The 10,394-nt window shown below is 26.6% G+C and carries 9 protein-coding genes; 7 read left to right on the forward strand and 2 right to left on the reverse strand.

All coding sequences use genetic code 11. The features are described 5' to 3' along the window. Positions 1-608 (forward strand): aldehyde dehydrogenase family protein (locus Q5F54_RS06275; protein WP_302334112.1); only part of this gene is annotated, 608 nt, incomplete at its 5' end. A gap of 400 nt (positions 609-1,008) precedes the next feature. Continuing rightward, the gene (locus Q5F54_RS06280; protein ID WP_302169194.1) at positions 1,009-1,989 is read left to right on the forward strand and encodes a LacI family DNA-binding transcriptional regulator; all 981 of its coding nucleotides are present in this window, start codon (positions 1,009-1,011) and stop codon (positions 1,987-1,989) included. Between the two features lie 75 nt (positions 1,990-2,064). On the opposite strand, the gene Q5F54_RS06285 is transcribed toward Q5F54_RS06280, so the two are convergent. Then, positions 2,065-3,021 carry an IS30 family transposase gene (locus Q5F54_RS06285; RefSeq protein WP_302169188.1) on the reverse strand — a complete coding sequence of 319 codons (957 nt, stop codon included), beginning with the start codon at positions 3,019-3,021 and terminating at the stop codon, positions 2,065-2,067. A gap of 276 nt (positions 3,022-3,297) precedes the next feature. On the opposite strand from Q5F54_RS06285, the gene Q5F54_RS06290 reads away from it, so the two are divergent. The 4 genes from Q5F54_RS06290 to Q5F54_RS06305 are packed head-to-tail and all read left to right on the forward strand — an operon-like array spanning position 3,298 to position 8,194. Continuing rightward, the gene (locus Q5F54_RS06290) at positions 3,298-4,758 is read left to right on the forward strand and encodes a PTS transporter subunit EIIC (protein ID WP_302334113.1); all 1,461 of its coding nucleotides are present in this window, start codon (positions 3,298-3,300) and stop codon (positions 4,756-4,758) included. Positions 4,759-4,794: 36 nt separating this feature from the next. Continuing rightward, a complete protein-coding gene (locus tag Q5F54_RS06295; protein ID WP_281538987.1) occupies positions 4,795-6,228 on the forward strand; it encodes a glycoside hydrolase family 32 protein in 1,434 nt (477 codons plus the stop codon). A gap of 54 nt (positions 6,229-6,282) precedes the next feature. Further along, the gene (gene pfkB / locus Q5F54_RS06300; RefSeq protein WP_302334114.1) at positions 6,283-7,215 is read left to right on the forward strand and encodes a 1-phosphofructokinase; all 933 of its coding nucleotides are present in this window, start codon (positions 6,283-6,285) and stop codon (positions 7,213-7,215) included. 10 nt (positions 7,216-7,225) lie between these two features. After that, on the forward strand, positions 7,226-8,194 hold the full coding sequence (locus Q5F54_RS06305) for a carbohydrate kinase (RefSeq protein ID WP_281538989.1): 969 nt from the start codon (positions 7,226-7,228) through the stop codon (positions 8,192-8,194). A gap of 256 nt (positions 8,195-8,450) precedes the next feature. On the opposite strand, the gene Q5F54_RS06310 is transcribed toward Q5F54_RS06305, so the two are convergent. Continuing rightward, the gene (locus Q5F54_RS06310) at positions 8,451-8,891 is read right to left on the reverse strand and encodes a GNAT family N-acetyltransferase (protein WP_302334115.1); all 441 of its coding nucleotides are present in this window, start codon (positions 8,889-8,891) and stop codon (positions 8,451-8,453) included. Positions 8,892-9,248: 357 nt separating this feature from the next. On the opposite strand from Q5F54_RS06310, the gene Q5F54_RS06315 reads away from it, so the two are divergent. After that, positions 9,249-10,211, forward strand: a complete 963-nt coding sequence (locus Q5F54_RS06315; RefSeq protein WP_302169636.1) for a DUF2232 domain-containing protein — start codon at positions 9,249-9,251, stop codon at positions 10,209-10,211. Positions 10,212-10,394: the final 183 nt, after the last annotated feature.

Consider the following 10,394-nt stretch of genomic DNA (forward strand, 5'->3'; position numbering starts at 1 on the left):
ATGATGATTTAGTTAAAGAATTTATAAAAGTAATAAAAGAATTTTACGGTGAAGATATAAAAAATAATAAGGAATTTGGACGTATAGTAAATGATAAACATATGAATAGGCTAAAAAATATTCTTGAACATGATAAAAATAAGATAGTATATGGAGGGGAAATTGATTTTAAAAATAGATTTATATCTCCAACAATACTTAAAGATGTAGACTTAAATGACAAAGTTATGAGTGAAGAATTATTTGGCCCAATACTTCCTGTTATAAAATATAAGAATATAGAAGATATAAAGTACTATATATCTAAACATAAAAATCCACTAGCTTTATATGTTTTCTCTGAAAATAAAGCTTTTAGCGAAGATGTAATAACTAGATTTTCATTTGGTGGAGGATGTGTAAATGATACTATAAGTCATGTTGCATCTAATTACTTACCTTTTGGTGGAATAGGTTCATCTGGTATGGGTAGTTATCATGGAAAGAGTAGTTTTGATACATTTACTCATAGTAAAAGTATTGTTAAAAAGAGCACTAAATTAGATATTAAATTAGTATTACCACCATATAAAAATAGAATAAATATTATAAAGAAAGTTATGAAATAAAGTAAAAGTGCCTAAGTTAGCAATTAGGCACTTTTATTTTTGGCTATGTCAGCTTACTTTGTGATAAATAATTAAATTTATGATATTATTATATAATAAACTTTCGTAATTGTTATATATTGTGAAATTTTAAATTAGAAGGCTAAGTACGTAGATACGGTATGGATATGATTTGCGGACAGGGGGTTATATTCCTTTAGTCTCCACCATTGAAATTCACGAAAAATACATTAATAATTTAAATAATGTGTTATTTTATACAAAAATAAATTATTATATAAAGTAATGAGAAGTAATTAAAAGTTTTGCAAATCAGGAATTTTTTTATAATTATATGATATAATGAATATAAAAAATTATATAGATATAAAAATAAAAATGAGGTGATATTGTGGCAAATATGAATGATGTAGCTAAAAAAGCTGGTGTATCTAGAGGTACAGTATCTAATTATATAAATAATGTAAAAATAAAAGAATCTTCAAAACAAAAAATAGAAGAAGCGATAAAAGAATTAGGATACATACCAAATATAGCAGCAAGAGAATTAAAAACAAACAAAGCCAGTAATGTAGTGTTTATATTACCTACAGTATGGAATCCATTTTTTTCTGAACTTACATATTATCTACAGTTAGAACTAAAAAAAATAGGGAAAAAGATGTTATTATGCAACTCTCATGATGATTATCTAACAGAGATTGAATACATTGAAATGGCTAAACAAAATAAAGTATATGGTATTATATCTGTATCTTATAGTAATATATTACCTTACTTAATTAAAAATTTACCTTATGTTGCTATAGAAAGATATTATAATGAATCTATACCTTATGTAACTAGCGATAATATAAATGGAGGCAAATTGGCTGTAAAAGAATTATATAAAAGAAAATGCAATAATCTGTTACATATTACAAGAGAAATAGAAGATAATAAAGCTTTAAATGATAGAAAATTTGGTTTTGAAACAGCTTGCAAGGATTTGAATTTAAATTATACTATTTTTAGCAGTAATTGTAAGTCCAGTGAATTTAGAAAAGAAGTAGATAAGTTTATAAAAGAATCATACAATACCAATATAAAATTTGACGGTATATTTTGTGCTACAGATAGATATGCAGAGTATGTTGTTGAAATACTTGAAGAAATGAGAATAAAAATACCCCAGGATGTACAGATAATAGGATTTGATGGTGCTAAAAGTTATCCTAATGAACATTTAAAAATTTCTACTATAAAACAAGATATTGAAAAACTTGCAATAGAGGCAGTTAATACACTTCAATCAGTAGTAAATAAGAGTGATACTATAATAAATAAAGTATTACCAGTAAATTTTCTAGAAGTAGAGACTACTAAAAAAATTAATTTATAATAAATCAAAGTCATAGCTTTTTTAGCTATGTTTTTTTATGCGATAGATTGTCAATATAAGTGCAACATTTTATGTTTATGTTGCAGCAAAGACTTCTGCAGGTGTTTTATATTCAAGACACTTGCGAGGTCTATTATTTATTATATTTACTACAACATCAAGCTCATTTTGAGTTATAGTAGAAAAATCAAATCTTTTCGGATAAAACTCTCTTAATAATCCGTTAGTGTTCTCATTAGTACCTCTTTGCCAAGAAGAATAAGGATCTGCGAAATAAACATCTATATTTAATCTCCTTTCGATTTCATTATAACCAGCAAATTCTTTACCTCTATCAACTGTAAATGTTTTAATTAATTTATTTGAAATAGACTCAAATACTTTGAAACAATGTAAGTTAAATGTTGCTGATTTTCTATTATCCATAACTTGAGCGATTAAGTATCTGCTTTTTCTTTCTACAAAAGTTGAAAGGCAGGATTTTGACTTTCCTCGACTAGATACAACAGTGTCTAATTCCCAATGTCCAAAACTTTCTCTTTTCCTAACATCTTTTGGTCTATTTTTTATACTTTTACCTATATTAAATTTACCTCTTGTTTCTTTTGATTTTAAAGATTTTCCTTTTCTTCTTAATTTCTTTACATCACCTTTTGCAATAATATTTTTGTATATCCATCTATAGATTGTTTTGAATCCAATCTTCATAGATTTATCATCTTTAGATTCTAGGCGTAGCCTACCGGCTATTTGTTCAGGTGACCAAGTTTTGTTTAGAACATCTTCTATATACTCAATTAATTTATAGTTAGATGATTTTCCCTTTGCGCCGCAGTTCATTCTGTTATTTAGGTAAATTCCATTTGCTATATGAGCTAAATATTTTCCATTAACAGAGTTTCTTCTGATTTCTCTTGAAATTGTAGAAGCATTTCTATTCAGATGTTTTGCGATTTTTCTTATACTCCATCCTAAGTCTAAGAAATTGGCTATGCAACACCTTTCATCTATGGTAATATGTTTATAGTTCATAATTTTATGTCCTTTCATGTACAGTGGTTTTGTGGTTATTATTACTGTAACATGAACATAAACTTATGAGCTATTTTTTTATACACTTTTAGGAGTTGCACTTAATATGATAATTCATCATGCATAAAAAAATATTTTAATATTTTATTGATAATTAGGTTAAGTGAAATATATTTTTATGGAAAAAGGAAAATGTTTTTATTGAAAAGTATAAGGTTATATATTATAATTAAAATAAAAGATTGGAACGTTCCAAAAATAAAGGGAGGAGAAAATATGAATTATAAGAACATTGCTAACGCAGTGATTGAAAATGTTGGAGGAAAAGAGAATATAGCAAGTGCAGCCCACTGTGTAACAAGATTAAGATTAGTATTAAAAGATACAACAAAGTATAATAAAGAAATCATTGAAAATATTGAAGGGGTTAAAGGAGTATTTTTTAATGGAGGTCAATTACAAATTATATTTGGAACAAAAACTGTAGACCTTGTACATGCTGCTTTGATGGAAATATCAGGAATGAAAGAAGCGTCTTTATCTGATATAAAAAGTGAAGTTAACAAAGGACAAGGTAAACTTAAAAGCATGTTTAAAGCTTTTTCAGATATTTTTGTAGGTTTAATACCAGCAATAGTTGGGTGTGCAATGATTTTAGGCTTAAAATCTTTGTTTATAACAGAAGGTATATTTGGATTAGAAGGCACATTAGCTGATAACTATAAATGGGCAAATGATGTCGCATCATTTTTAAATATTATAGCTACAGGGCTAACGTTCTTACCAGTACTTATAGCTTACTCAGCAACTAAAAGATTTGGTGGAAATCCAGTATTAGGTATAATAATAGGATTAATATTAATTCATCCAGAATTAGGAGACAGATTTGAATATTTACAAGGTACAGCTACTAACGTAGAGTACTGGAATTTATTTGGAATAAATGTTCCAGCAGTAGCATTCCAAGGTGGAATATTCCCAGCTATATTAACATCGTTATTTTTAGCTAAGTTTGAAAAGTTTATTACGAAATATGTTCCACAAGTATTTTCATTTGTACTTGTACCGACTTTAACAATAATAGTATCATCTTTAGCTTTATTCATAGTATTTGGACCGTTAGGGGATAGTATAGCATCAGCTCTTGGATTTGTGTGTGAAATATTATATGTAAAAGCAGGTGTTGTAGGAGCTTTTGTGTTTGCATCACTTCTTCAACCGTTAGTTATAACAGGAACACACCATGCAATAGGAAGTATAGAAGCACAATTAATTGCACAAACAGGATTTAACTATATACAACCGTTATGGTCAGTATCAATTATAGCTCAGGGGGGCGCTTGTATAGGAATGTTCTTATTAGCAAGAAAAAAATCAAAATTAAAAGAAATAGCAGTATCTAGTTTTGTACCTACATTAGTGGGAGTTTCAGAGCCTGCGATATTTGCAGTAAACTTAAAAGATTCTATAATTCCATTTTTAAGTGGTGTATTAGGAGCAGGTTTAGGTGGAGTATATATGAAATTACTAGATGTAAAAGCACTAGGTTCTGGATTAACAGGAATACCTGGTATAACAATAGTAAATCCACCAGTAATGTTACATTATGTAATAGGAAATTTAATAGCATTTATTGTTCCAGTAGTATTTTTAGTTATATATCACAAAATTAAAGGAGTACAAGGAATAGAGAAATCAAACAAGATAGAAGCTAGAAATAATAAAGTAACTTTATAAATAAAAGTTAGTGATTATAGAAAATAAGGAGATATTATGAGATTAGAAAAAATAGAAAAATACACATATGTGGAAGATAAACATAGACCATATTTAGAAGAATTAAGTGAATTTGTTAGTCAAAGTGAATATTTACCAAAGTATCATATTTATCCTAAGAGCGGGTTAATGAATGACCCAAATGGGTTGGCTTACTTTAATGGAGAGTATAATTTCTTTTATCAATGGTTTCCATTTGAGCCTAATCATGGTATGAAGCATTGGGGACACTTAACATCTAAAGATTTATTAACTTGGGATGATAAATATATAGCTTTAACTCCTAATATGGAGTATGAAAAAAATGGATGTTATTCAGGAAATGCTATTGAAAAAGATGGATTATTATACTTATTCTACACAGCAAATTACAAAATTGAAAATGGTAGAATACCAAAGCAAGCTGTAGCAATAATGGATAAAGAAGGTAATATAGAAAAATATATAAACAATCCAATTATAGATGGAGCACCAGCGGATATGACTGGAGATATTAGAGATCCTTTTGTTTTTAGAAAAGATGAAAAATACTATATGCTATTAGGAGCAAAAAGTAAAAAAGAAAAAGGTGCATTATTACTATATACAAGTGAAGATTTATTACAATGGTATTATCTAGGTGAAATAAATCTTCCAATAGATACAGGCTATATGTTAGAGTGCCCAAGTTTTATAGAAGTTGAAGGTAAAGATGTAATAATACTTTCTCCTATGGGTCTTGAAAAAGAAGAATTAAAATATCAAAATCAATTCGCAACACTATATTTAGTAGGAAAATTAGATGTAGAAAATATGAAATTTGATCTAGAGTATATGGATGAAGTAGACAGTGGATTTGATTTTTATGCATCTCAAGCATTTTATGGAAAAGATAATAAGCCTATGTTGGTATCATGGTTTGGATGTGGAGAACAAGATCTTCCAAGTGATAATGAAATGTGGAAGCATGGGTTAACTATGCCTCATTCTCTTAGATTAGTCGAAAATAGATTGTGTAAATTTGTATCAGAGGAGTTAAATAATCTATTTAATGATAAGAATGAATTTAGCAGTAATATAATAAAAACAAAATCTAATCATTATCATATTCAATTTAATATGCGTAAAGAAGATGAAAATACATGGGTTAGGTTTGGTAATGAAAATGATTATTGGGAGTTAAACTTTGATTTTAATAAAAATGTAATTCAAGTAGATAGAAGCAATCTAAAATTAGAAATAGATGTAAAAAATGGACTGAAAAGATGTACAGAAGGCTTAAATAAAGAAGAATATAAAGTTGATATTTATGTAGATAATAGCTTTGTAGAGGTATTTATTAATGAAGGAATGAAGTCATTTACATTTAGATGCTTTAATTTAAATAATGAAGAACATAATGTACAATTTAGCCATGTAAATAAAGGAAGTATAAATTACTACAATAAATAAGAAAAAGGCTAGTGTATCTAGCCTTTTAACTATAATAAAAGGAATGATGTAAATATGATATATACAGTAACTCTTAATCCATCTATAGACTACGTAGTAGAAACGGATAAATTAAAAATAGGGGAAGTAAACAGATCTAATAAGGAAGAACTATATCCAGGTGGAAAAGGTATAAATGTTTCACTTATGCTTAAAGAACTCCAAGTAGAAAATACAGCACTAGGATTTTTAGGTGGATTTATCGGAGAATATATAGAAAATGCTTTAGCTTTTAAAGGAGTAAATACGGAGTTTATACAATTAGAAGAAGGCTTTAGCAGAATTAACTTAAAAATAAAGGATAAAGCTGAAACGGAAATTAATGGTAAAGGACCTCATGTAAGTGAGGATAAGTTACAATTATTATATAAAAAAATTGAAAAATTACAAGATGAAGATGTATTAGTTTTATGTGGAAGTATACCTAAATCACTAAGTAATACATTGTATGAAGATATAATTAGTAAGGTAGCTAAAAAAGATGCAAAAGTTGTAGTAGATGCAACTAGCAATCTTTTACTGAATACATTAAAATACAATCCATTTCTTATAAAACCAAATATTCATGAATTAGAGGAAATATTTGAAATTAAAATAGATTCTATAGATGATACTATTTTTTATGCAACAAAGCTTAAAGACATGGGAGCTAAAAATGTACTAATATCTATGGGAAAAGATGGAGCATTACTAGTTGACGAAGAAGGAAAAATACACTTAAGTAATGCGCCTAAGGGTGATGTTGTAAATACAGTTGGATCAGGAGACTCTATGGTTGCAGGTTTTGTGAGTGGATATCGAAGAACTAAGGATTATAAAGAAGCATTAAAATTAGGATCATCTTGTGGGAGTGCTACAGCATTTTCAGGTGGAATAGGAAAAAAAGAATTAATAGATACTTTAAAAGATGAAATCGAAGTTAAAGAAATTTGTAAAATAAATATGTAAGGTGGCAAATATGAAAAAAGTAATAAGTATAGGAGAAGCTTTAATTGATTTTATACCTAATCAAAAAGTTTGTGAATTAAAGGATGTCATAAGTTTTGAAAGAGTAGCTGGGGGTGCACCTGCTAATGTTAGTGCTGTAGTAGCAAAACTTGGTGGAAAATCAAATTTTATATCAAAGCTAGGTAAAGATGCTTTCGGAGATTATATAATAGAAACTTTAAAAGAGGCTAATGTAAATACAGATTATGTATTAAGAACAGATAAAGCCAATACAGGATTAGCTTTTGTTTCTCTAAAAGAAGATGGAAATCGTGATTTTTCATTCTATAGAAATCCAAGTGCAGATATGTTACTAGAAGCAAATGAAGTAAAAAAGGAATGGTTTAAAGAATGCCATAGCCTACATTTTTGTTCAGTAGATTTAATAGAGTGTCCAATGAAGGATGCACATAAAAAAGCTATAGAATTTGCACTAGAAAATAAAAGTATAATAAGCTTTGATCCAAATGTAAAGTTACCGCTATGGGATAGTGAAGAATCATGTAGAGATGCAATACTAGAGTTTTTACATTTAGCTCACATAGTTAAAATATCTGATGAAGAATTAGAATTTATAACAGGGTATGACACTGTGGATAAGGCTAAAGAAGTACTATTTAATGGTAATGTGAAGCTAGTTTTATTTACAAAAGGAAAAGATGGAGCTGAGGCACATACTAAGGATAAAATTGTTAAAATACCTGGAAATTCCGTGGATGTAGTTGATACAACAGGAGCAGGGGATTCATTTATTGGTTCATTTTTATTTAAATTATTACAAGATAATATAAATATTAAAAATCTTGATAGTATTAGTGATGAAATGCTAAAAGAATATTTAGTATTTTCAAATTATTATGCAACTTATAGTACAACTAAAAAAGGTGCGATTGGATCATACGCTACATTAGATGAGATAACAAAGTATATGAATAAATAAATTAATCCGTTGTGCTAGTTAAATTTTACAATAATAAAATAGTAGGTATATTAATTGGAGCTACAATACCAGTTTTAATTTTAGGGGCTGTAACTAATTTTATATTTAAAAAGAAATAGACCATATTAATATATTACGAAGTATTTATATAAAATAGATAAACAACCATACAAAATAATTTAAAACACTTTGGCATGGTTGTTTATCTATTTTTATTATCACAAATTAAGCTAACACAGCCTTATTTTTATATACTTTATAATCTCATTTTTACATGAGGAATACCAACTTCATCATAAACATCTGATATTTCTTTAAACCCTAAAGATTTATATAAATCTTTTATGTAATATTGAGCTGATAAAGTTATATGTTCTTCATTAAGGTTATTAGTTATAAACTCAATAGAGTTCATCATTAATTTTTTAGCTAACCCATTTCTTCTATAATTTTTATTTACAAGTACTCTTCCAATAGAAGTATCTTCATAGCTACTATATTCTTTAGGTATTATCCTTGCATATGATGTAATGGTATTATTATCTAAAGAAAAAATATGATAACATTTTTTATCAATATCATCAAAATCATTTTCCTGGGTAATTTTTTGTTCACATGCAAAAACTTCATATCTAGCTTTAGCTATTTCAAAAAACTCATCTACACTCAAATCTTTAAAGTGTTTTATTACAAACATTGATTATCCTCCTTTTATACTTTTTATAAGTTTTATTATAGCATTTTAAAATAAGAATATTAATAGATTAAAAAGCAGATATACAAAATATAGTATAATTTAAAGTAGTTATAAAGATAATGAAGGGATAAAGAAGTTTAGATAGAATTTATACTTTTATATAAGACATACTATACATTAAATTAAACTACATGTAGCTAAATAAAATGAAAAAGCAGCAATGCTTTATGACAAAATAGACTTAAAGTTATAAAAGTAGAGAAGATTATATAATTCTAGTTTTTTATCAAAGCTACTTAATAGTTAGATTTCTAATTAGATTTTATTATAAAGAAATGATATAAATAAGATTTGGAGATGTTTAACTTGAATGATACTAAAAAAATGACAGAAGCTGCACTTATGTCTGCTTTATTTGTTGTAGGAACTATATTCTTTGTATCCACTGGACTTGGGTATACATTTTATTTAGATTTTATAGTACCAATATTTTTTGTTGTAATATGCTTAAAATGTGATTTTAAATATAGCGTATTATCAGGGGTAACTTCACTTGTAATAGTAGGTTTAGTATTAGGTAATATTGGGACAGCTATTTGGGCAAGTCAAAGTGTTATTCTAGGAATAATATGTGGTGTTCTTTTGCAAAATAATACAACTATAATGGATGACCTAGTATATGGATCTATACTATCTGTACTTTTAATGGTATTTATAGATATATATGCTTCAAAGTTAATCGGCTATAGCTTTATGCAGGAATTTAAGGGATATATAAAATTTTTAAATAATAAAGAAGTTGCAAATACAATTTATTACTTACTAATTGCAATGTTTCCACTTGGAATGATGTTTAGTGTATATTATTTAGGATTAATATTTAGTAATAAATTAAAAATATTAAAATCTAACGCTAAAAGAAAGTATAATATTATTAGAAATTTTAGAACATATTCTAGGTTTATATCTTGTTCAAAAAAAGTATTTTATGGATGTTCATTATATTTATTAATTTATGAAATATTTAGATTTACTAATATAGAAATAAATAATACATACTTAATAACTATATTTACATGCGTTAGCTATTTATGTGCTTATTTTATAATTAGAGATGGATATACTGTAATTCAAAATTATATACTATCAAAATATCAAAAAGTATCTTATGCAAGATATATGTCATTAGTAACAATATTAATATTAGTATTAGCACTAAAAATAGCTATTTTATTTATAATATTATTTAATATTGTATTAGATAAAAGAATAGATATAAGAGTAAGGCAAAATTATATATTAGATAATTTAATGAATTAGCATTAGGGAAAGTTAAGAATTACAAGATAATAATATAACATTTGAAAATTTTTTACCAAAATAAATTATATTATAGGTTGACAAAATTATTACATATTAATATAATGAAGTAAATATAATAATTATTTATAATGCTATGAAAAGAATAAGTAAGATTAATGTAGTCTTTCAGAGAGTTTCCGG

Source organism: uncultured Romboutsia sp. (genome assembly GCF_958366745.1).
Taxonomy (GTDB): domain Bacteria; phylum Bacillota; class Clostridia; order Peptostreptococcales; family Peptostreptococcaceae; genus Romboutsia; species Romboutsia timonensis.